20 protein-coding genes are annotated in these 22,245 nt (G+C 60.1%); all 20 read right to left on the reverse strand.

The genetic code is table 11. The features are described 5' to 3' along the window. Window positions 1-9: 9 nt before the first annotated feature. The 20 genes from nifE to ACVIYL_RS01470 all read right to left on the reverse strand — a co-directional run bounded on the left by nifE (window position 10) and on the right by ACVIYL_RS01470 (window position 22,244). Complete coding sequence (nifE, locus tag ACVIYL_RS01375; RefSeq protein WP_456777535.1) at window positions 10-1,656, reverse strand: nitrogenase iron-molybdenum cofactor biosynthesis protein NifE; 1,647 nt, start codon at window positions 1,654-1,656, stop codon at window positions 10-12. A gap of 98 nt (window positions 1,657-1,754) precedes the next feature. Then, window positions 1,755-3,311 carry a nitrogenase molybdenum-iron protein subunit beta gene (nifK, locus tag ACVIYL_RS01380; protein ID WP_456777536.1) on the reverse strand — a complete coding sequence of 519 codons (1,557 nt, stop codon included), beginning with the start codon at window positions 3,309-3,311 and terminating at the stop codon, window positions 1,755-1,757. An 88-nt stretch (window positions 3,312-3,399) separates the two neighbouring features. Next, window positions 3,400-4,902, reverse strand: a complete 1,503-nt coding sequence (nifD, locus tag ACVIYL_RS01385; RefSeq protein ID WP_310885451.1) for a nitrogenase molybdenum-iron protein alpha chain — start codon at window positions 4,900-4,902, stop codon at window positions 3,400-3,402. Between the two features lie 472 nt (window positions 4,903-5,374). Then, on the reverse strand, window positions 5,375-6,622 hold the full coding sequence (locus ACVIYL_RS01390) for a cysteine desulfurase (protein WP_456777537.1): 1,248 nt from the start codon (window positions 6,620-6,622) through the stop codon (window positions 5,375-5,377). After that, window positions 6,619-7,941 (reverse strand): Fe-S cluster assembly protein SufD, encoded by a 1,323-nt coding sequence (gene sufD / locus ACVIYL_RS01395; RefSeq protein WP_456777538.1) that lies wholly within the window; start codon window positions 7,939-7,941, stop codon window positions 6,619-6,621. The genes ACVIYL_RS01390 and sufD overlap by 4 nt, the downstream gene beginning before the upstream one ends. A gap of 19 nt (window positions 7,942-7,960) precedes the next feature. Next, on the reverse strand, window positions 7,961-8,713 hold the full coding sequence (gene sufC, locus ACVIYL_RS01400) for a Fe-S cluster assembly ATPase SufC (RefSeq protein WP_456777539.1): 753 nt from the start codon (window positions 8,711-8,713) through the stop codon (window positions 7,961-7,963). A gap of 70 nt (window positions 8,714-8,783) precedes the next feature. After that, window positions 8,784-10,280: a Fe-S cluster assembly protein SufB gene (gene sufB / locus ACVIYL_RS01405; RefSeq protein ID WP_456777540.1), complete on the reverse strand. Its 1,497-nt coding sequence runs from the start codon at window positions 10,278-10,280 to the stop codon at window positions 8,784-8,786. Between the two features lie 179 nt (window positions 10,281-10,459). Next, window positions 10,460-10,654, reverse strand: a complete 195-nt coding sequence (locus ACVIYL_RS01410; RefSeq protein WP_310885454.1) for a 4Fe-4S binding protein — start codon at window positions 10,652-10,654, stop codon at window positions 10,460-10,462. 706 nt (window positions 10,655-11,360) lie between these two features. Then, a complete protein-coding gene (gene ald / locus ACVIYL_RS01415) occupies window positions 11,361-12,473 on the reverse strand; it encodes an alanine dehydrogenase (protein WP_310879737.1) in 1,113 nt (370 codons plus the stop codon). Window positions 12,474-12,679: 206 nt separating this feature from the next. After that, the gene (gene hypE / locus ACVIYL_RS01420) at window positions 12,680-13,726 is read right to left on the reverse strand and encodes a hydrogenase expression/formation protein HypE (protein ID WP_310879736.1); all 1,047 of its coding nucleotides are present in this window, start codon (window positions 13,724-13,726) and stop codon (window positions 12,680-12,682) included. Further along, window positions 13,723-14,865 carry a hydrogenase formation protein HypD gene (gene hypD / locus ACVIYL_RS01425; RefSeq protein WP_456777541.1) on the reverse strand — a complete coding sequence of 381 codons (1,143 nt, stop codon included), beginning with the start codon at window positions 14,863-14,865 and terminating at the stop codon, window positions 13,723-13,725. Before hypD ends, hypE begins: the two co-directional genes overlap by 4 nt. Before the next feature lie 2 nt (window positions 14,866-14,867). Further along, a complete protein-coding gene (locus ACVIYL_RS01430) occupies window positions 14,868-15,098 on the reverse strand; it encodes a HypC/HybG/HupF family hydrogenase formation chaperone (RefSeq protein WP_456777542.1) in 231 nt (76 codons plus the stop codon). A gap of 1 nt (window position 15,099) precedes the next feature. Beyond that, on the reverse strand, window positions 15,100-17,361 hold the full coding sequence (gene hypF / locus ACVIYL_RS01435) for a carbamoyltransferase HypF (RefSeq protein ID WP_456777543.1): 2,262 nt from the start codon (window positions 17,359-17,361) through the stop codon (window positions 15,100-15,102). 4 nt (window positions 17,362-17,365) lie between these two features. Then, on the reverse strand, window positions 17,366-18,316 hold the full coding sequence (gene hypB, locus ACVIYL_RS01440; protein ID WP_310879732.1) for a hydrogenase nickel incorporation protein HypB: 951 nt from the start codon (window positions 18,314-18,316) through the stop codon (window positions 17,366-17,368). Beyond that, window positions 18,316-18,657 (reverse strand): hydrogenase maturation nickel metallochaperone HypA, encoded by a 342-nt coding sequence (hypA, locus tag ACVIYL_RS01445; RefSeq protein ID WP_456777544.1) that lies wholly within the window; start codon window positions 18,655-18,657, stop codon window positions 18,316-18,318. The genes hypB and hypA overlap by 1 nt, the downstream gene beginning before the upstream one ends. After that, complete coding sequence (locus tag ACVIYL_RS01450) at window positions 18,650-19,741, reverse strand: hypothetical protein (protein WP_456777545.1); 1,092 nt, start codon at window positions 19,739-19,741, stop codon at window positions 18,650-18,652. Before ACVIYL_RS01450 ends, hypA begins: the two co-directional genes overlap by 8 nt. Further along, window positions 19,738-20,268, reverse strand: a complete 531-nt coding sequence (gene hybE, locus ACVIYL_RS01455) for a [NiFe]-hydrogenase assembly chaperone HybE (protein WP_456781757.1) — start codon at window positions 20,266-20,268, stop codon at window positions 19,738-19,740. Before hybE ends, ACVIYL_RS01450 begins: the two co-directional genes overlap by 4 nt. 189 nt (window positions 20,269-20,457) lie before the next feature. After that, complete coding sequence (locus ACVIYL_RS01460; RefSeq protein ID WP_456777546.1) at window positions 20,458-21,321, reverse strand: hydrogenase expression/formation protein; 864 nt, start codon at window positions 21,319-21,321, stop codon at window positions 20,458-20,460. After that, window positions 21,318-21,764, reverse strand: coding sequence for a hypothetical protein (locus tag ACVIYL_RS01465; protein ID WP_456777547.1), 447 nt, complete (start codon window positions 21,762-21,764; stop codon window positions 21,318-21,320). The genes ACVIYL_RS01460 and ACVIYL_RS01465 overlap by 4 nt, the downstream gene beginning before the upstream one ends. A gap of 189 nt (window positions 21,765-21,953) precedes the next feature. Next, the gene (locus tag ACVIYL_RS01470; protein WP_456777548.1) at window positions 21,954-22,244 is read right to left on the reverse strand and encodes a HypC/HybG/HupF family hydrogenase formation chaperone; all 291 of its coding nucleotides are present in this window, start codon (window positions 22,242-22,244) and stop codon (window positions 21,954-21,956) included. Window position 22,245: the final 1 nt, after the last annotated feature.

The raw sequence follows: 22,245 nt of genomic DNA on the forward strand, positions 1-22,245 counted from the left end.
GACATCTCCCTATTCGGCGGCCTGCAGCCCAGCGAGCGGCGTGGACGCCAGGACGTCCTCGATGCGTCGCTTGCAGCAGCCACCGACTGCATTTGTGTGGTCTCTGACTGCCTCGACGCTCGTCAGGCCATGCGCGTAGATCGCATCCTCGATTGTGCCGAGATCGACGGTATTGCAAAAACAGACCTTCCTCCCGCGCCGCGCCGCCTCCGAGACCGCCGGATCGCAGGCGATCGCGGCGACCGGTGATTTCAACTGCACCATCGCCTTGGCCAATGCCTCCCAGGGCGCCGGTCGGCGTAACTGCTCCCACATCGGGTTGGAGAGCGACTTATCGATCTCCTCCACTAGCTTGACCATTCCGACATAGCCCATATAGGCGTGGCAACGCTCCTGGTTGATATCGAGCCAGGGCATCGCCGCCTTCAGTGCAACGAACTGCGATTTGCCGCCCGAGAGCATGATGTCTGCCTTGGCGTCCTTCAACAGCTTGTACATTTCGCGGGGCGTCATATCCTCGATCATGTGAGCATCCTGCCCCATGAGCAGCTTGATGCGTTCCTTGTCCTCCCTTGTCGATTTCTTCACACTGGTTCCGACCAGTTCGAGGCCGGCTTCCTGTAATGCCGCAACGACCGACCATGACTTGACGCCGCCGGTAATCAACAAAGCCTTCTTGCCTGTGAATCGTGGCTTGTACGGCTCGATCGCAGCCCACGCCCTTGCTTCCTCGCGTGCGATCACAGCTTCGGCGCGCCCGAGCAGATCTTTCGGCGCGCCGCGCTCAACCAACAAGCGTGCGATCTGGCGCAACGAATCGCTTGAGTCCTGAATACCGTAGAACGACCCTTCGAAGAACGGGATCCCGTAGCGTTCCTTCATCTTGCGTGCGACGTTGACCATGGCCTTCGAGCACACCAACATCGCCGCCCGCGCACGATGGGATGAAGCGACCTCGCGATATTTGCCATCGCCGGAAATGCAAGAGAGAATCCGGATGCCCAGCTCATCGAACAACGGCTTTACCTGCCAGAGTTCGCCCGAGAGATTGTATTCGCCGATCAGGTTGACATCGTACGGTGTGGTGTAGTCCGGCTCTTGCGTTCCGATCACATAATCGAGCAAGGCCTCGCCGGCGAGTTTGTTACCAAGGTTCTTGGAACCAACGAACCCCGGAGAATTGATCGGGATCACCGGCTTGCCGAACCTTTGCGAGGCCGCCTTACAAACCGCGTCGATATCGTCCCCGATCATGGCCGGGATGCAGGTCTGATAGACGAAGATCGCCGGCGGGTCGTATTTATCGATAATCTCCTTGATCGCTTTGCAGAGCCGATTCTCGCCTCCGAATACGATATCGGTTTCGCTCATATCGGTTGTGAATGCGGTGCGCCACAGACTTGAGCCGGAAGACGCCGCGCCGCGATTGTCCCACGAATTGCCCTCGCACGCGATCGGACCATGCACGAGGTGAACGACGTCGGTAAACGGCTGAAGCGCAATCTTGGCGCCATCGAAGGCACAGCCACCCGCAGCGCTGCCCGGCTGCAGTTGCTTGGCGCAGCCCTTCTTGCGCTCAGCCTCCGACTTACTTCCATTCTTGGCGCAGCCCGGTTCGCTGAAAATACCCTGGACCGTGGCCGCTAGCGAACTCATCAGCATTTTCCTCTCAGCGGAAGCAAATTTCAATGTCAACCATCCTGCGCGCGTGCCATCGCCGCGTGTTTCGTCGACGGCACGCGCACTGCCCGTCATTAACGAATGATGTCGAAACTGTAGTCAGTTTTGCCAAGAACGCTGGTCTTCTTGTCGATTTCGTCGAAGATCTTGTCGAGGATCTTCACCAGCACATTCAGGCCGCCCTGATAGCCCCATACAGGGAAGCGGTGATGGTGATGCCGATCAAAAATTGGAAAGCCGATGCGGATCAATGGCGTTCCAGTGTCACGCTCCAGGTACTTGCCATGGGTGTTGCCAATCAGAAAGTCGACCGGCTCTGTGAACAAGAGCGAGCGCATGTGCCAGAGGTCTCGTCCCGGATAGGCTTGGCAAGCCTGTCCAAATGGCGAGCCTGCAAACAGCGTCTGCATTTTTTCCTGCCACGCCTTGTTGCCGTTGGTGGACAGCACATGAGTTGACTCGGCGCCGAGTTCGAGCAGAAAGGCAGCCAACCCATAACAGAGATCTGGATCGCCGTAGATCGCGAACTTCTTGCCATGGATATGCGCGCTGGAATCCGCGATAGCATCAACCAAGCGGCCACGCTCTCGCGCGAGTTGCTCCGGAATCTCCTTGCCGCTGATGCGTGATAAGGCCACGAGAAGATCATCCGTCGCGGATACACCTACCGGGTAATTGAAAGACACAACGTCCTGTCCATGCTCGGACACGAACGGCAGCGTTTTTTCCGTACACCATTGCTGCATGGAGATTGTCGCCTTGGCGTGAATCGCGTTGGCCGTGTCCTCCAGCGTGGTACCGCCGTCATACATCCGGAACTCGCCATCAGTCGGGGTATCGAAGACTTCAGAGTTATCGGCGAGAATCGTGTGTTTGATGCCCATCAACGCTAAGATTCGCTTGATCTCACGAAGGTTTCCAACGGTGTTGCCATCGAAACCGCCGATGATGTTGATTGCCTCGTTTGGTTTGCGCTCCAGCTTCGGCGCCGTTCCGGCCTTGCCGTTCCAAAAATGCTCGAGAATGCCCTTGAGTGCGTTGTCATAGCCGGTGACGTGGCTGCCGACGAACGCTGGAGTGTGCGCGAAAGGCACGTCGAACTCCGCCGGAACCGAGCCTTTTTCCTTTGATGTCTTGATGAAGGCGTTCAGGTCATCGCCGATCACCTCGGCCATGCAGGTCGTCGAGACCGCAATCATCTTGGGTTTGTACATGTTGTAGCTGTTGGCGAGGCCATCGATCATATTGTTCAGCCCCCCGAATACAGCGGCGTCTTCCGTCATCGACGAAGACACGCAGGAGCTCGGCTCCTTGAAGTGCCGCGACAGATGGCTGCGGTAATAGGCCACGCAGCCCTGCGAGCCATGGACGAAGGGCAGCGTGCCCTCAAAACCAACCGAGACGAATACGGCGCCAAGCGGCTGGCAAGCCTTGGCCGGATTTACCGCAAGCGCCTCCCGCGCGAAATTCTTCTCGCGATATTCGGGCGTTTTCGTCCATTGCTTGATACGCTCGACCTCGGCCGGATCGCGGGGATTCTCGAACATCTTCTTGTCGGCCAGCATTTGTTGGTATTCTGGACCGCGGAACAGTTCGAGATGATCGAGCACATGGTCTGCACTCTGCGCCATTGTTAAGATCCTTCACTATCGAAATGATGTCGCCCCAGCTCTCCGCAGAGAGCGGGATTGGTCGCTCTATTGTGGAACCAAGTGCTTGTTATTCTGCAGCCAAGAGCTTCGGCTTCGCAGCTTCCTTCCAGGGGGCCTTCGTCTTCTTCCAGATCGGCGAGTTGACAGCCATGTCCATGTCCCGCGCGAAGATCGCAAAGCCGTCATAGCCGTGATATGGGCCGGAATAGTCCCAGGAATGCATCTGCCGGAACGGCACACCCATCTTTTGGAAAACGTATTTCTCCTTGATGCCCGAGCCAACCAGATCTGGTTGGACCTTTTCGACGAAGCGCTCGAATTCATAGCCATTGACGTCGTCGTAGATGAGCGTGCTGTCCTTAACGTAGTGCTGGGCGGTGCGCTGATAATCGTCGTTGTGGCCGAACTCGTATCCGGTGCCCACGACTTCCATGCCGAGATCCTCGTACGCGCCAATCACATGACGTGGACGAAGCCCGCCGACGTACAGCATCACAGTCTTGCCCTCCAGGCGGGGGCGATATTTTGCGATTACGGCGTCCACCAGTGGCTGGTATTTTTCAATTACTCGCTCGGCGCCTTCCTTGATCTTGTCGTCGAAATAGCCCGCAATCTTGCGCAGCGATTCTGCGATCTTCGACGGTCCGAAGAAGTTATACTCGCACCAGGGGATGCCGAACTTCTCCTCCATGTGGCGGGAGATGTAGTTCATGGAACGGTAGCAATGCAGAATATTGAGCTTTGCCTTCGGCGTTGCTTCGAGTTCGGCGAGGGAACCGTCGCCGGACCACTGCGCAATCACCCGCAAGCCCATTTCTTCCAGCAGAATGCGCGATGACCAGGCATCGCCGCCAATATTGTAGTCTCCGATGATCGCAACGTCGTAGGGCGTCGGCTGGAACTTTGGTTCGCCCTCGGGCTCTAGCTTGTCGAAGATCCAATCGCGCACCGCGTCATTGGCAATGTGGTGGCCAAGCGATTGCGACACGCCGCGAAAGCCCTCACAGCGAACAGGCACGATGGTCTTGCCGCCGTATTCTTTGGATTTCGATCTTGACACTGCCTCGATGTCGTCCCCGATCAGTCCGATCGGGCATTCCGATTGGATCGTGATGCCGTTGTTGAGCGGGAACAGCTCCTGGATTTCGTCAAGGACTTTGATCAGCTTCTTGTCGCCGCCAAATACGATGTCCTTTTCCTGGAAGTCGGAGGTGAACTGCAGGGTCACGAAACTATCGACGCCCGTCGTGCCAACATAATAGTTGCGACGCGAGCCCCACGAATACTGACCGCAGCCGACCGGGCCATGGCTGATATGGACCATGTCCTTGATCGGTCCCCAGACCACCCCTTTGGATCCTGCATAGGCGCAGCCTCTGATTGTCATCACACCAGGTATTGATTTGATGTTGGACTTGACCCCGCAGTCCGACTTGCCGGCTTGGTGAACGTTGAGGTGCTTGGCACGCCGTTTCGCGGTCTTCTCCGGATAGACTTTCAGCACCTCCTCGATCAGCTCTTTGTTGCGAGCCCTGATTTCTGCGATGCTCTGGGTCGTGGCGAGACTCATGCTGATGTCCTTCAAGAATTGGCTGTTGCGGGAGCAGCTTCTTGAACAAGACTGCAACGAGCATGCCAGCGCGGCGCGAGCACAAAAAGCAGAATAAATAAAAACAGTTAGCGCGTTTCGTCCGATGGGGCTGGTTGTTGTTGCGAAGGCGACATCGCGCTTTGCACGGAGAATTCTTCGTCCTGGCCCTGTTCGAAATGGAACAAGGCCTGGATAGGCTTCAAATTACGTCGCAATTCTCGCAGCCGCGGAATAGCCGTTGTTTGCAGCACCTTGCAATCGCGCTCGGTCGGAAGCGGCCAGTAATAGGTAAAGCCGGCTGGGCGGCTCCGGCTTGCCAATACCACCTATGTTTGCCGAGACGACCGATGCTTATCATCAGCGATGACGATGATGATCTTGTGCATGACGTCATCGCCTGCGGAGGTCGATACAAGCTGCCTAGCCACTTAGACGTGGCCCACGCGCCGGCTCACGAGAACAGCTGCCGCGCCTTGATAAGAGCACGGACAAGCGCATCAATCTCTTCGCATGTGTTGTAGAGTCCGAAGGACGCACGGCACGTCGCCAGAACACCGAAGCGCTTGAGCAGCGGCATCGCGCAATGGGCCCCCGCCCGCACCGCTACACCCTCCCGGTCGATGACGGTGGCAATATCGTGCGCATGGGCACCCTTCATATCAAAGGAGATGATCGGCCCCTTCTCGGCCGGTATCCCGACCATGCGCAGGGAATTGATGTCCCCCAGCCGCTGCTGAGCGTAGGCAAGCAACCCGCTCTCGTGCTCGCGGATCTGCTCCTTGCCTATCGAATTGATGTAATCCACAGCCGCCCCCAGACCGACCGCCTCGACGATCGGCGGGGTGCCCGCCTCGAACCGGTGCGGCGGATCACCATAGATGACGCCGGCACGTGAGACCTCACGGATCATCTCGCCGCCGCCATTGAAAGGTGGCATCAACGCCAGATGCCCAGATTTGCCGTAAAGCACGCCGATGCCCGTCGGACCATAGAGTTTGTGGCCCGTCATCACATAGAAATCGCAATCGATGTCGCAGACGTCGGCGTTCAAATGGACGCATCCTTGCGAACCATCGATCAGCACCGGGATACCACGAGCGTGCGCGATGCTCACCACCTCCTTTACCGGCACGACAGTCCCGAGCACATTCGACATGTGTGTGATCGCAACCATCTTGGTGCGCCGGGTCAGAAGCTGCTCAAATTCATCCAGCAAAAAGTTGCCGTCATCATCCACTGGCGCCCATTTGATCACCGCACCGTGCCGCTCCCTGAGAAAATGCCACGGCACGATGTTGGAATGGTGTTCCATCACCGAGAGAACGATCTCATCCCCTGGGGTGACGCGTTCGCGGCCGAAGGTCTGGGCGACCAGATTGATTGCCTCTGTGGCGCTGCGGGTGAAGATGATCTCTTCGCATAGATGGGCGTTCACAAATCGAGCCAACTTGGTGCGGGCGCCTTCATACGCCTCGGTCGCCGCGTTAGCGAGGTAGTGCAAACCGCGATGTACGTTGGCATATTCGCTTGAGTACACCCGCATCATGCGGTCAAGTACCGCATTCGGCTTCTGCGCCGAGGCAGCATTGTCGAGATAGACTAGCGGCTTGTCGTAGACCGTCATGCTCAGCGCTGGAAAGTCCGCACGCAGCCGGTCAACGTCGTACCTGCCATTGCTCATCGCGGGATGCATGCTCATCGCCGCGCCAGCAGCCAGTGTTCAGCTTGCGCGCTCACAAGATCGCGCAGATTTTCGGTAGCGATTTCCTCAATCGGCTCACCCAGGAATGCTTTAATCAGCAACGCCTGCGCGTCCTTCTCGGATAGACCGCGAGCGCGCATATAGAATACGAGAGCGCCGTCCAGCGCGCCTAATGTCGATCCATGACGGCAAGTCACGTCCTCGGCAAAGATTTCAAGTTCGGGCTTGTTGTCGGCCTCGGCCTCCTCGGACAGAAGCAGCGCTCGCGTCGTCAGCGTGGCGTCCGTTTTCTGCGCGCCGGGACGAACGACAATCCGGCCTTGGAACACCGAACGACCGCAATCGTCGACAACCGCACGGAACTTCTCCCGGCTGGTGCAATGAGGCACGGCGTGGTCGACGACGATTGTCGTGTCGACGTGCTGCTTGTGCCTGATGAGATTGACCCCGTTCGCCGAAAGCTCGGATCCCTCGCCGGCCAACGTGACGAATCCCTGATAGCGACTGATGGAGCCGCTGCAGGTCATGCTGAAGAGATCAAGCCTCGCCCCGGCGCCGACCGCGATGATCCCTGACGAGATGTTCACCGCGTCAGCAGCATCGGCTGCCAGTCGGATATGCGAAAGGCTCGCCTCGTCACCAACCAGGACGATGATCGCATCGTTGGTCTGATAGGCGCTCGTGCCTTCGGCTGAGACAAAGCTTTCCAGCACCGCCGCATGCGCGCCTTGGCCGAGCTGCAGATAGGAACGCGTGAAGGTGGACACCAACGATCCGGTTGCGACGTGGACGATCTGTATCGGACGTTTTACCGCTCTGCCCTCAGCGATCGAAATTACCAAGCCATCGGTCGCCATTGCCGCATTGAGCGAGATCACCGCGTCAGTCGTCGTCGACAGCACCAGAGCGGCTATCGCGCTATCGGCAGAATTTTCCAGGACCTCTCGGAGCGATCGCACATCGACCCCGTTTTCTAGCCTGCCGACATCGGAAAGCTCGGGGGCGAATATACCATCCACCAAGACGAGCTTGACCGCCTGATCGGCTGCCGCTTGCTTAACCGACCTCGCTGCGCGCACCAGCGCAGCCGCATCGGGTCGCGGAGCGAGTGGAAGGACCTCGCCAATCAGGGCGCGCAGATCGGTATATTTCCAAGCCTCGATGCGCCGATGCGGGAGGCCGGCACGCTCGTAGGCCTCAAATGCCCTCGCACGAATATGAGCGACGGGCCCGGAGCCAGGCAGCCGTCCATGCGCCGCGGCGAAGAGATTGCCCATCGCGCGCCCGGCGGCGGTTTTGGCCACAATTTGCTTCATCGGGAAGTTCCTTGAGCGGTCACGCCGCGCCTTCGAATTGGGCGTAGCCACGAGCCTCAAGCTCCAGCGCGAGTTCCTTGCCGCCGCTCTTCCTTACCTGCCCTTTCGACATTACGTGGACAACGTCCGGCTCGATGTAGTCGAGCAGCCGCCGATAGTGAGTGATCACGATCATCGCTCGTTCCGGCGAACGCAGAGCGTTGATGCCGTCCGCGACAATCCGCAGCGCGTCGATATCGAGGCCGGAATCTATCTCATCCAGGATGCACAGGCTCGGCTCGAGCAGCGCCATCTGCAAAATCTCGTTGCGCTTCTTCTCGCCGCCGGAAAATCCGACATTGAGGCCGCGCTTGAGCACGCCTTCCGGGAGGTTGAGCGACTTAGCGACCTCGCGAACTCGTTTCAGAAAATCGGGGGTCGAAAACTCCTTTTGTGCGCGCGCCCCACGCTGGGCGTTAAGCGCCGCGCGGAGGAAGTTCATGGTGGTCACCCCGGGAATTTCCACCGGATATTGGAATGCAAGGAATACGCCCTTGGCGGCGCGCTCGTCTGCTTCTATCGCGAGTAGGTCTTCATCCTTGAACAGGATTCGACCAGTGCTCACTCGATAGCCAGGCTTGCCGGAGATAATGTGGCTGAGTGTGGACTTTCCGGAGCCGTTCGGCCCCATGATCGCATGTACCTCACCCGCATTGACCGTAAGATCGAGGCCGCGAAGAATTTCGCAGTCCTCGATACCGGCATGCAAATCTCGAACTTCGAGTAGCGCCATTGTGATCTGACCCCTGAAATGCGTCATCCCGAACGCAAGCCGCAATCGGGAGGGCTCGCGGAACGTTTGGTTATCCGACGGATCCCTCGAGCGAGATCGAGATCAACTTCTGCGCTTCCACCGCGAACTCCATCGGCAATTTTTGCAGAACGTCTTTCGCGATACCATTGACGACGAGGCCAATGGCCCGTTGCTCGCTCAAACCTCTCTGCGCACAATAGAACAGCACGTCCTCGGAGATTTTCGACGTGGTCGCCTCATGCTCGAACGTCGCCGAGGCATTCTTGGCCTCGACATAGGGCACGGTGTGCGCGCCGCATTTGTCCCCGATCAGAAGCGAGTCGCAGGCGGTGTAGTTGCGCGCGCCGGTGGCCTTGCGATGCGCGCTGACCAGGCCGCGATAGGTGTTCTGCGACTTGCCCGCGGCGATGCCCTTGGAAATAATCCGGCTCGACGTGTTCTTGCCAAGGTGGATCATCTTGGTGCCGCTATCGATCTGCTGGAAACCGTTCGAGATCGCGATCGAGTAGAATTCGCCGCTCGAATTGTCGCCGCGCAGGATGCAGCTCGGATATTTCCAGGTGATCGCCGAACCGGTCTCGACCTGGGTCCAGGAGATCTTCGAATTGCGACCACGGCAGTCGCCACGCTTGGTGACGAAATTGTAGATGCCGCCCTTGCCTTCCGAATTGCCCGGATACCAGTTCTGCACCGTCGAATACTTGATCTCGGCATCGTCGAGCGTGACGAGCTCGACCACGGCGGCGTGCAGCTGGTTCTCGTCGCGCTGCGGCGCGGTGCAGCCCTCGAGATAGGAGACGTAGGAGCCCTTGTCGGCGATGATCAGCGTGCGCTCGAACTGGCCGGTGTTGCGCTCGTTGATGCGGAAATAGGTCGACAGCTCCATCGGGCAGCGCACGCCCGGCGGCACGTAGACGAACGAGCCGTCGGAGAACACAGCCGAATTCAATGTCGCGAAGTAGTTGTCCGAGGTCGGCACCACGGTGCCGAGATATTTCTGCACCAGCTCGGGATGCTCGCGGATCGCCTCCGAGATCGGCATGAAGATCACGCCGGCCGCCTTCAGCTCCTTCTGGAAGGTGGTCGCAACAGAAACCGAATCGAACACGGCGTCGACCGCGATCTTGCGGTTCGGCGTCTGCTCGCCACCGGGCGGCGGCTCGACGCCCTCGAGGATCGCGACCTCGCGCAAGGGGATACCGAGCTTCTCGTAGGTCTTGAGGATTTCCGGATCGATCTCGTCGATCGAGGACAGCGTTTTCTTCGGCTTCGGCGCCGCGTAGTAGTAGATGTCCTGGTAGTCGATCTTCGGATAGTCGACGCGCGCCCAGGTCGGCTCGGTCATGGTCAGCCAGCGGCGATACGCCTCCAGGCGCCATTCCAGCATCCAGGCCGGTTCATTCTTCTTTGCGGAGATGAAGCGGACGGTGTCTTCCGACAGCCCCTTCGGGGCCTTGTCGGACTCGATCAGCGTCTCAAATCCATATCGATACTGGTCGACGTCGATGCGCCGGACGCGCTCGACCGTCTCTGGCACGGCTACCATTGCCTACTCCGCTCGCGCATGGACGACTTCAGTCGACGATGGTTGCCCCGCGCCGCCTCCGCTGATCGCGCACGTTACAGGACCAGCGAGTAAGAGAATCAGATGATCGATCCAGGCAGCTGTTGCCGTCGCTCGAGTCTTCATCATGTTTTGCACCGGGACCCCCTCATCGGCCACCCTTATGCCGGCACGCAGGTATCGGGCACTGGGCAAACGACAGCGCATTGCGGCGCGTCAGAATGCCCCTCACATTGGGTGCACTGGGCCGGATTGATGACATATATGTCGTTCTTCAGGCTGATCGCGGCGTTGGGACATTCGAACTCACACGCGCCGCAGACGGTGCACTGGGATGCAATTATCTTGTAGGCCATCACTGCGATTCCATAAGCAAAAGTGCGGGACCACTTCTTGCTTTCAAGTCTTATGCCAAAGATCTTAGGATTGATTTGTCTCGGCTATTTTCCAAAGCGCATCTCGCCGCCTCAACGGTTGTCGCAAATGCGACAATCGGCATCACAGCGGCTTGATCTGAACGCCTAGTTTGAGCTCAGGTCGATCCGGCGGCGGTCAGCCGGCGAGGTGAACCGCGCCCGCCGGCTCAACGGCATGATCCTTCGCATGGCCGCGGTGGCGCGGCTACAATTGGGCACCGCCTCTTCCGAGTGCTCTGCTGCACATCGGTTCTCTCACCGAACAGAGCGGATCGAGCTACAGCGCGACGATGAAGAGCTGGTGCAGTCGTCGCCGGTCCGCGTCTCCGCAACACAGCCAGAAACGTCGCGGCGATCGCGCAGATAAAGTCGCTTCGATGATCGCATGCCTTCAGAGCAAGCCGCTGAAGGCAATATTCACTCTCCGCGGATTACCGGCAGGCCTGCATTCTATACCCTGTATGGGACGAAAGTGGTTTGTCTCGCATACGGCCACGACTGCAAGCCGAGCGCGATCGTCTGGGATCCTTCGCTCCGCGTTCCAGAGAAATCCCAGCGGTGCTGAGCAGATTGATAGAGCCAAAAAAAAGCCACCCCGAAGGGTGGCCCAAGTCAGGGAGGAAACGCCCGTGTGGGGCCTCTGGGATCAGGCCGCAGCCTGTTCGATCGGAGAGAAGGGAAGTCCGAGGCTCTCGGCGACGGCCTTGTAAGTTAGCCGGCCCCGATGGACATTAAGGCCCGCGCGCAGGTGCGGATTCTCGAGCACGGCGGAAAAACCCTTGTTGGCCAGAGCTAAGCCAAACGGCAGCGTGGCATTATTCAGTGCCTGGCTCGAGGTCAGCGGAACAGCGCCGGGCATATTGGCCACGCAGTAATGAATGATACCATCCACTTCGTAAGTTGGATCAGCGTGAGTGGTTGGATGCGATGTCTCAAAGCAGCCGCCCTGATCGATGGCGACGTCCACGATGACCGCCCTCTTGCGCATTGAGCTCAGCATGCTCCGGCGCACCAGCTTCGGCGCGCTCGCTCCTGGAACGAGCACCGCACCAATTACCACATCTGCCGCAAATACCTCCTCCTCCACGGATTCAATGGTGGAAAACCTGGTACGAACGCGCCCTTCGAATAGCTCGTCCAACTCGCGGAGCCGGGGTATCGAACGGTCGATGACGGTGACCTCTGCGCCCAAACCGGCCGCCATGCGTGCCGCGTGCGTGCCAACGACGCCACCTCCGATCACCACGATCCGAGCCGGCTGAACACCGGGCACTCCACCGATCAACAGCCCTCGTCCGCCTGCACTCCGCTTCAGCGCGCTACCCGCTGCTTCGATCGCAAGCCTACCTGCGACCTCGCTCATCGGCGCCAACAGTGGAAGGCCACCATGGGCATCAGTTACGGTCTCATAGGCGATCGCGGTGCACCCGGATTTTAGGAGCCCTTTGGCCTGCTCCGGATCTGGCGCCAGATGCAGGTAAGTGAAGAGGATCTGGCTCTCCCGCAGCTGGCTCCATTCGGATGGCTGAGGCTCCTTAACCTTTACGATCATCTCGCTCGATGCGAATACCTCGGCTGCGGAATCCAGAATCGTTGCGCCGGCGGCGCGATAATCGTCATTGGTTGCACCAATGCCGGCGCCGGCATTGGTCTCGATCACGACGCGGTGGCCCGCTGCCACGTATTCGCGGACGGCTCCAGGGGTAAGGCCCACGCGATATTCGTGCGCCTTGATTTCCTTGGGGACTCCGACCTTCATTTGAAAACTCCCTGCCTGGATGGCCTTTTTAATCGCAAGAGCACAGCGATATTGCGATGCAGGCGGCTAAATGGCGCAGGAATTCAGCGATCTTTGGCCAGCTACGCAGGATTTCAAACAAACAGATGCCGAGCGGGTTGAGTGACTATGTTCGCTTAACTTAACCATTGTTTCGTTCAGGCTCGCCGCAGGTGGGCGCGGCGCCTTCAACAGATTCGAGGCAATTGTTCACCCGACAACCAATCGACAATTCGTCCGCCGCCGAAGCTGGTCGCCAGCTGGACAAATTTGTGATCGTCAGCAACCGCCTCGCCAATATCGGCTGCATCGCACCCGAGCGGATGCGTCTTCATGGCTGCAAGCACGGCATCAGCCGTATCGGGCGCGACGATCGCAACGAGCTTGCCCTCATTGGCGACATGGATCGGATCAAGCCCAAGGAGCTCGCAGGTCGCCGCAACCGCAGGCTTTACGGGAATGGCCGCTTCCTGCAGACGGAACCCAAGGCCAGATTGATGCGCAATCTCATTGAGAGCCGCTGCAAGACCGCCGCGCGTAGGGTCACGCATCACCCGGATGCCGCTGCCGCCAGCCGCCATCATGGCAGCCACGAGGTTATGCAGCGATGCGGAATCCGAGACGATCTCAATTTGAAGAGCAGCGTGCTGGCGCGTTGACATGATCGCCACTCCATGATCCCCAAGGCTGCCCGACACCAGCACACGGTCCCCGATCCTTGCTTTGTCCGCGGAAAGATCGAGCCCATCGGCCAGAACCCCAATCCCAGTCGTAGAGATGAACAGACCATCGGCCTTGCCTCGCTCAACGACCTTGGTGTCTCCAGTGATGATGTAAACGCCGGCACCGCGCGCCGCCGCGCCCATCGACTGCGCAATCGTCCTTAGATCTGAAAACCGGAACCCCTCCTCGATGATGAAGCTAACCGATAGATAGAGCGGACGCGCGCCGGCCATCACGACATCATTGATTGTGCCGTGCACAGCCAGTGACCCGATATTGCCGCCGGGAAAGAACAGCGGCGAGACCACATAGCCGTCCGTCGTCATCACCATCCTGCCTGCCGCAACGTCAAACGCCGACTGATCATTGCAGCGGGCGAGCCATTCATTACCGAAGGCTTGGTGAAAAATACCGGAGATCAGTTGTGCCATGGCACGCCCCCCGGATCCGTGGGAAAGATCAACGCGTCCGTTCTCGATGTCGAGCTTGCGCTGATAGGCCTTTACGCTCATGACATCCGCCTCACCTGATCATCGCGAACTCGGCCATAGGTCCAATACGCGGCACAAGAGCCTTCCGAGGAAACCATGCAAGATCCTATGGGTGTTTCTGGCGTGCAGATGGTTCCAAACAGCTTGCAGTCGACCGGCCGCTTGGCGCCGCGCAGGATCGCGCAGCACTCGCATGCCGGATTGTCGGCGACACGCAGCTCGTGCATCGCAAAACGCGCCTCGGCGTCGAATCCCGCGTAAGCCCGCTTCAGCTTCAGTCCACTGTTGGGAACGAACCCAAGCCCACGCCATTCGAACTGCTCACGCAGTTCGAATACCTGCGAGATCTCGTCCTTGGCGCGTTGATTGCCTTGGCGCGTAACCGCACGGCTGTATTGGTTCTCCACCTCGTAGCGGCCTTCGTTCACCTGCCGCACCAGCATCAGGATCGCCTGCATCACGTCGAGCGGTTCAAATCCCGCGATGACGACCGGCTTACCGAATTGTTCCGCCAGGGGCTCGTAAGGCTGCGTACCGATGATGGTGCTGACGTGCGCAGGACCAACGAAGCCGTCGATTGCGACCCCACCGATCTTGCGCATGTTCGGGTTCTCGAGAATGCTGTGCATCGCAGAAGGCGTAAGCACGTGGTTGCAGAACACGCTGAGGCCCTTCAGCCGCTTCTTATCGGCAATCCGGACCATCACCGCCGTCGGCGGCGTCGTGGTCTCAAATCCGATGGCAAAGAACACCACCTCGCGGCTTGGCACCTGTTCGGCGAGCCGGATTGCGTCGAGCGTCGAATAGACCATCCGAATGTCTGCGCCGAGGGCCTTGGCTCGCAGCAAGGACTGCCCCTGCGAGCCAGGTACGCGCATCAGGTCGCCATAGATGCACAGAGTGACCTCCGGCCGCTCAACGAGCCGGATCGCCATGTCAATCCGGCTGGCGGGCAGAACGCAGACGGGACAACCGGGCCCGTGGATCATGCGCACGTTCGCGGGCAGCAAATCCTCCAGCCCGTACCGGGAAATCGCATGAGTATGTCCGCCACAGAATTCCATGAAGCGGTAAGTCCGTCGCTGACCGGCTTCGGCGCCGATCGCGCGCGCGAGCCCCTGCGCGATGGTCTTGTCACGAAATTCGTCGGCATATTTCATGATCAGCGTTCCTGCCCTGCACTGCCCAGCTCCTGCAACAGTTCCAACGTGCGCTTGGCTTCTGTCGGGTTGATCTTGGACAGCGCATAGCCGACATGGACAAGAACGGTGTCGCCGACATCGATCTCCTCAATGAGAGCGATCGATATCTCCAGGCTGACCCCATCAACGGACACGATCGCCATATCGTCGGGTAAGATTTTTGTGACTTTTGCCGGGACCGAAAGACACATATCAGACTGCTCCTTCCAGGGTTGACGACTGTTCGGCAATCTGTAGAGCAGCAATCCAGGCCTGCCCAAGGCTAAGACCACCATCGTTGGGCGGCAGCCGGCGTGGCACCAGCAGGGTGAGGCCTGCGCTGCGGCAACCGCGCTCAATTTCTTCCGCCAGCACCGCGTTCAGGAAGCAGCCACCGCTTAGTACGATGGTACTGACACCGGTTCTCCGCGCAACGTGCGTGACCCAGTCAATGCAGGCGGCGGCAAAGGTGCCATGAAACAGGCCGGCTCCGTCCGCGGCGTCGAGGTCGTCTGCAATCAACCGCGAAAATAGCGGACGAAGCGACAGCACGTCGCGCTCGATGCTCCAGCCCGTTTCGAGAATAGCAGTCCGCCGCACCAACGCCTCGAGCTTCATCGCAGCTTCGCCCTCATAGCTCTGCAAACTCGCGACCCCCAGCAGCGCCGCCGCGGCATCGAACAAGCGGCCCGCGCTGGTCGTGGTGGCCCCGCCCGGCTGATCGAGCAATGCCGGCACGCGCTCAGCCTGTCGCTGCGCTGCAAAGCGAGGCCCGATTTCGTTTCCCCGCCCGAGCCGGTGTAATACTGCGCTCGCCATGCGCCACGGCTCGCGGGCTGCACGATCGCCGCCAGGCATCTGCAGGGGCGCGAGATGCCCGATGCGTCGAAACCTCGATTCTTCGCACAACAATAGCTCGCCACCCCAGTTTCCGCCGTCGCAGCCGAAGCCATGGCCGTCGAGCACCAGGGCAAGCGCAGGTCCCGCATGGCCATGCTCAGCGATGGCGGCGGCGGCGTGTGCGTGGTGATGCTGGACAGCGATCAGCGTGCGACCACTCGCTTCCGCAAACCGGGTCGACGCCATATTGGGATGCAGATCGTGGGCAATGACGACGGGCTCCACGTCAAGGGTCGATGTGAGATGCCGGATCGTCTCCTCGAACGCACGGAGGCCTTCGGCCGTGTCGAGATCCCCAATATGCTGGGAGACGAACGCTTCGTTGCCCCGCGTAATGGTGACGGTCGATTTCAGTGCGCCGCCGACGGCAAGCACGGGCGGCACCGACCGCGCAAGACGGGTCGGTTCGGGAACATAACCGCGCGCACGGCGAATGAATTGAGGCCGGCCTGCCACCACTGACATCACGGAATCATCGGCACGCGTCAGGATCTCGCGATCATGGGTCACGATAAGATCGGCGATCCCCTCAAGCCGCCGCCGCGCCTGCGCGTTGTCGATCAGAAGCGGTTCGCCGCAAGGATTGGCACTGGTGGCAACGATAACCGGGCCGGGTCCAGCAAGCCATGCTGCTGTGGAGCGAAGCTCATGGAAGATCAGGTGATGCAGCGGAGCTAGCGGCAGCATGACACCCACGCGCGACAAGCCAGGAGCTATGGCAGGCGCCAGATCATTGCGCGTAGGTAGAAGGATGATGGGACGTGCTGAGGATTCGAGCAGCGCAAGCTCCGGCCCATTCGCTTCTGCGATCTCGTTGACCTGCGCGATGGAACCGACCATGACCGCGAACGGCTTCTGAGGGCGCTGCTTTCTGCTGCGCAAACGCTGGACGGCGCGCTGGTTACGCGCGTCGCAAAGCAACTGATACCCGCCCAGCCCCTTTATCGCGACGATTTGGCCGCCAGCGATTGCCGCGACAATGGCATTGATCCCATGGTTGAGCCGAGGGCCGCAGGTCGGACACGCGATCGCTTCCGCATGGAACCTGCGGCTCGCCGGATCGGCATAGTCGGCCGCGCAGGCGGCACACAGGCTGAAGGCCTTCATGACCGTGTTGCGGCGATCGTATGGAAGCCGTTCGGCGATGGTATAGCGTGGACCGCAATGGGAGCAGCTGATGAAGGGATAAAGGTAATGACGATTTTCAGGATCGAACAGCTCACTAAGGCATCGCTCGCAGGTCGCGGCATCGGCGACGATCCGCGTCGACAATCTGCCAGCTTGGCTCGTGGTGACCGAAAAGTCTTTCGTCCCGAGCGCCGCGGTCTGGTGAACGCAGATCTCGTCGATGCGTGCCAGTGGAGGCGCCTCCAGCGGCAAAGCGGCAACAAACTCCGCAGCCCAGTTGCCCTCGACTTCGATTGTGACGCCCTCGGGGTCATTGACGACAAACCCCACTAATCCGTACCGCTTGGCAAGGCCATACACGTAGGGACGAAAGCCGACCCCTTGCACAGCTCCGCTCACGCGCACGCGCAGCCGTGTCGGGTCGCAGGCGATAGCCGCGGCGCTCATCGCCCTATGTCCTCTCCGGTGCATCCTTGATGCGCCCCTGCCGATCGATCCAGGCGTACAGGGCGCCAAAACCCTCGCCGGTGCGCGCCGAGACCGTCAGCACTTCGACCTTTGGATTGACTCGTCTTGCGTATTCGACCGTCTTTGGCAAATCGAACGCTAGCAGCGAGGTCAGATCAATCTTGTTGATCAGCATGAGCGAAGAAGCAGCAAACATATCCGGATATTTAAGCGGCTTGTCTTCGCCTTCGGTGGTCGACAACACCACGATCTTGCAAGCCTCGCCGAGATCGAAGGCTGCCGGACAAACCAGATTACCGACGTTCTCGATAAAGAGAATACCGCGCGTCAGCAGCGGCAAGCGGCGATAAGCCTCGCCAATCATTGCTGCATCGAGATGGCAACCCTTGCCGGTATTGACTTGAATAGCCGGCACGCCGGCCGAGCGAATGCGTTCGGCATCATTCGAGGTCTGCTGGTCGCCTTCGATAACCCCGATCGGGCGACTGCGCTTGAGCTCTGACGCGGCGCGGACCAGCAGCGAGGTCTTGCCTGCACCCGGGCTGGACACAAGGTTAAAAACCAGCACGTTATCGGCCACGAAACGCGCGCGGTTGTCTGCGGCGATCCTGTTGTTCTTGCCAAGGATGTCGCGCTCGATCTGAACGAGCCGCTCGCTGTTCATGGGCGCGAGCTTCAACGTGGCCGATCCGGCGCCGCAGCTCGAAGGCGCCCGCTCTCGATGCGCCTGGTGATGGCCAGGATGATGATCGTGATCATGGCGGCGGCGAGCATCGCGCGAATGCGGCTGGCCCTGGTCACGATGACGATGGGCATGATGGCGATCGCAATCGTCCTGCCCATGAGCATGGTGACGCCCTTGGTCTCGCGCATCATGCGCTTGGATAACTTCCGCTGAAGGCATTCCTTCACTGCAGCCGCATATGGTACACATCAATCGAACTCCAGCTCCTTTACCCGCATCTGTTCGCCCGCGATTACCTGCAACTGGTAGCTGCCGCAGCAAGGGCAGCGCTCACCGCGCCGGGGAATTTCGACGCTCTTCGAACAGCTCATGCACCAGGCCCCGCCGGGAAGTTCGACAATTTTAAGAGCCGCACTCTCGGCAATGGTCCGCGCTGCAACGACTGCAAAGCAAAACTTGATCGCTTCAGGCGCGACATGGCTCAGCGCCCCGATCTCCAGACAGACGCTCCGCACCTGCGAAAGCGATCGACGGCGCGCCTCGTCCTCGATGATTTCGATGATGCTTTGACAAAGCGCCATTTCATGCATCGTCAACTTTGCGAAACTTGAGTGTGAATCCGACGCAGGGATCAAGCGATGCAATCACCGCACGAACCGCTTGCTGATGTCGTCTCGCAGTCAGCACCGCGCCCTGCAGGTTCCGGACAAGCGGACCGCGCCAATGGAAATTCCATTCCGTCGGCGCAAGAAACTCGAAGCGGTATATCTGCCCCTGAGGATCGAGCTCAACCGCGTGATAGAGCCGGCCCCTGGCGCATTCGACCGCGGCCGCTGCACGGCCAGGACCTAGCCTGTAGCTTGCGATGATCCCAGGCTCCGCCGACTCGATATGAGCACCGGCCTTGAGCCAGTCGCATAGCCGAACGATTTCTGCAATTCTGGCCTTCAGCCGCTCGACGGCACCCGACCGACCCAGCCAGAGCCGATCACGCGTCATTTGGCGCGCCCATGGACCCGTCTCGGGCGCATGCCCCCCAAGGTAAGGACAATGGCAAAACGTCGGGTCATCGCCGAGCAGCCGTTCAATGATGTTGCGGTCGTCGGCAACGGACAGGAACGAGTGCGCGATCGGGATGGACTTCAAGTCGACCTCGTCAAGCGCTGCAATGCATAGCGCGAACGGGCTACCGGGCCTCGGCGCGCCATCTTCATCCGGCATGCCGAGTGCAGCGAGCGCAGCCACAATCTGTGCTGTAGCCTCGCGTCGAGCAGAGCCGCGAGCTGGCCGTGCGCAGCCGACAAGCGCTGACAATCCCCCTATGAGGGACCGGATCGCCGCCGCAGTGACGTTCGGCGTAGGATGTCCGACAAAGAGGCCTCGCAGCAATTCTGCAATGCGCTCTGCAACGACCAGCATGATACGACGTTGTTTTGTCGCCAGGACGATCTCTTCGTCGCGCGCCGCCTCGGTCGCGGACTGCAATGCGGCTTGCTGCGCAGCGGCACATAACGTGAAGAGCCGCGGCAGCGCCTCGAACAACGACGAGGCCGGCCTGCCGGTGAACAGCCGCGCCAACGGCGGCCTGGCTCGCGGCAGGATCTCGACCGCGGCGATGACGTCGGCAGCAAGCAATATGGTGACATCGATTTTGTTGCGGGCGAGGAGAGTCATGCGCACCGCTCCGCCATCATCTCGCGCAAGAAATGCCGGCGGTCGATCAAACAGAGATGTGGTGCATGGATATGATATTGAGCTCGGCGCATGTCCGGCCGTATCATGGCACCGACCACTGCTTCGGCACGGACGTCCCCCTTGTCTTTGTGTGCCGAGGTCGCCGAGAGCAGGGAGCAACGGGCAATCGAGCTCAACGACGCGATTTCGCTGACAACAAGTTCAATGTCGCCGGATCGAACTCGCAAGCGCAGGTTCGATCTCTGCCCAGCATGGCGTTGGCGGGTATCGTTACGCAGGACGATAACCACGTTCATGGCCCAAGTCGCGCCCATCACGCTAACGGCCCTGCCCTGCGCGTGTGCGAAACCCGATCGCTTCGACCCTGTACACGGATCGTTCAAGGTCGGTCGCGTGCGCATGGTTCGACCGGCGATACCCCAATAGGCTGCTGCGAGCATCTTCTCAGACGTCGACACATCGGCGTGCTTGCTCCTACGATCGTCCCGTTCGCGCTCAAGCACCATTTTCAACGGACGCGAAGCCGAACCTGAAGGTGCGAAATCTGAAAAAACTTTTTATTCTTGGCGCCACGCGCTCGCGCAGCAGTCTGCGCCGCCATCGCTCTCCGGTCCGTTGCGCATGATCCAGCCAACGCCAATTGCAGGCGCGCCGTCTGCCGGAATCCGCCCGATGCCAGCTATTCTCCAAGCTATTCATGTGGCGTAAACCTCGATCATTTCCCGCAGGCGTTCGGCGGAATCCTCGAAATCCTCGTCCGCGGCCAACGCAACAATCGGCACGCCGCCGACCTCCAGCGTATCCAGGATGATGTTGTCCGTAGAATTGAAGAACTGCACCAACCAGACGTTCCGGATCCCGGTCGCCTGCACCCGGCATGTGCCGTAGCCGCGGAAGACGAGCTGGGTCGGACCGTTGCCCACGCTTTTGTGCAGAAACGCCAGATCGACAGCGTTCATCGGGAGCAGCGTGAGGTTGATGACGTGCGCGCGCATGCCAAACCGCCAGGCACGGGCCCGCTCGCGTATTTCGGCGAGCACCGGCAGCACGTTCATCGCGCCCTCCGGCGGAGCGGCGATCACAAGATCAGTGGACGTCAGGTCAGTTGCGGCACGCCGCACAATCTGCGGGATCGCCCCGACCTCGACATATTCATGTGCGGGCTCGGTCCCGATGCGCACGCGCCAGATTCCCGCAAGCACGGATTCCCAAATTTGCGCTAGGGAGCCATCCGGCAGCGCGACAACGCCGGCAACCTCGCCTTCCCCAAGCACTTCGGCAATCAGCGTGCGTTCGAGATCACTGAGGTTCGCCAGCCCGTACAGTTGCGTCCGCGCGCCGCCTCTTTGGCCGCCGGCGGCAGCAGCGGCCTTCGATAACAGCTTGACGGCATTCGCACGGTCCCTTGCAAGCTCGTCGCCATCGTGCCAAGCGCACTTGACCGGCGCCACCACAGTCGTCAGTCCGCCATGGATTACGTCGAGACTTTTCAACCCCAAGGGAAACTCGCTCACCGCCTGCTCGGCGCCGTCGGATCCGACGCGGGCCGCTGCTTTCATGATGCGGCCTTCCGTTGGGCATGCCGAGAGGCGGTGCTTTTGGCGATACGAGCGCCACCGGCGCGTGGTCGAGCGGTCGGTGCCAAGGTGCGGTCGATCTTGGGCAGACGGACCAGCCTCGTGAGGATCTGGCGCCGTGTACCCTGCTGATGGCACTCGATCGGCGTCTGCGAGCCGAGCAGGCTGCGGCGCCCGCCCGGCTCGTCACCGGCGCCCCGCGCAGTCACTGCCCTCCGCACGCGCGGCCGAAACGGCCTGATCCATTCAGAAAGCCCGATGGCCACGTGGATGGCCCAGAGCGAATGCGGTGGATTGGCCGCCGGCAGCAGCGCCGCGCCCCCCGTTCCGGGGTTCTCCGCGGCCAGAGGCGCATCAGCGCCCGCTCTCTCCACATCGGACAGACCGGGCCACGGCAGATCGTGCTGCACCGGATGGAACTTCATCGGACACCTCTGTGATAGTTTTTGGTTCTGCTAGGCGAGGTGTTAGCAAGCCACATGCCATCATCGTCTCGCCCGATCACATTCTCCGCTCGAACCAGCGGCTCGACATTTTCGTGTGAATGTTGCGCTGCGATTGCAAACTCCAGTTGGGAGCAAGAGCACGCAGCCCAATGTCGGCAAGCGGTACCGCTAGCGTAGGTGCTCGGGCAATTGCGGCTCATGACCGATCAAGTCCGCAAAGAAGCGATCGCAGTCCTGGCCGTTGAGGCCGGCCTCAAGTCCGTCGAGTGCTTCCGATATCAGCCTTGCTTCATCCTCGTCCAAGAGCCGCACTGCGGTATCGATATGGACGAGCACCTTAGTGCCGACCGACGCGCCGGAGAGCAGCATCACCGAAACATGCCGCTGTTCATCGCCATGCTGGCACAGCGCGGTGATGCCGTTGGTCTCAACGATCGTCATTGGCAAGCCAAGGCACATG

Source organism: Bradyrhizobium sp. USDA 3315, from assembly GCF_054056795.1.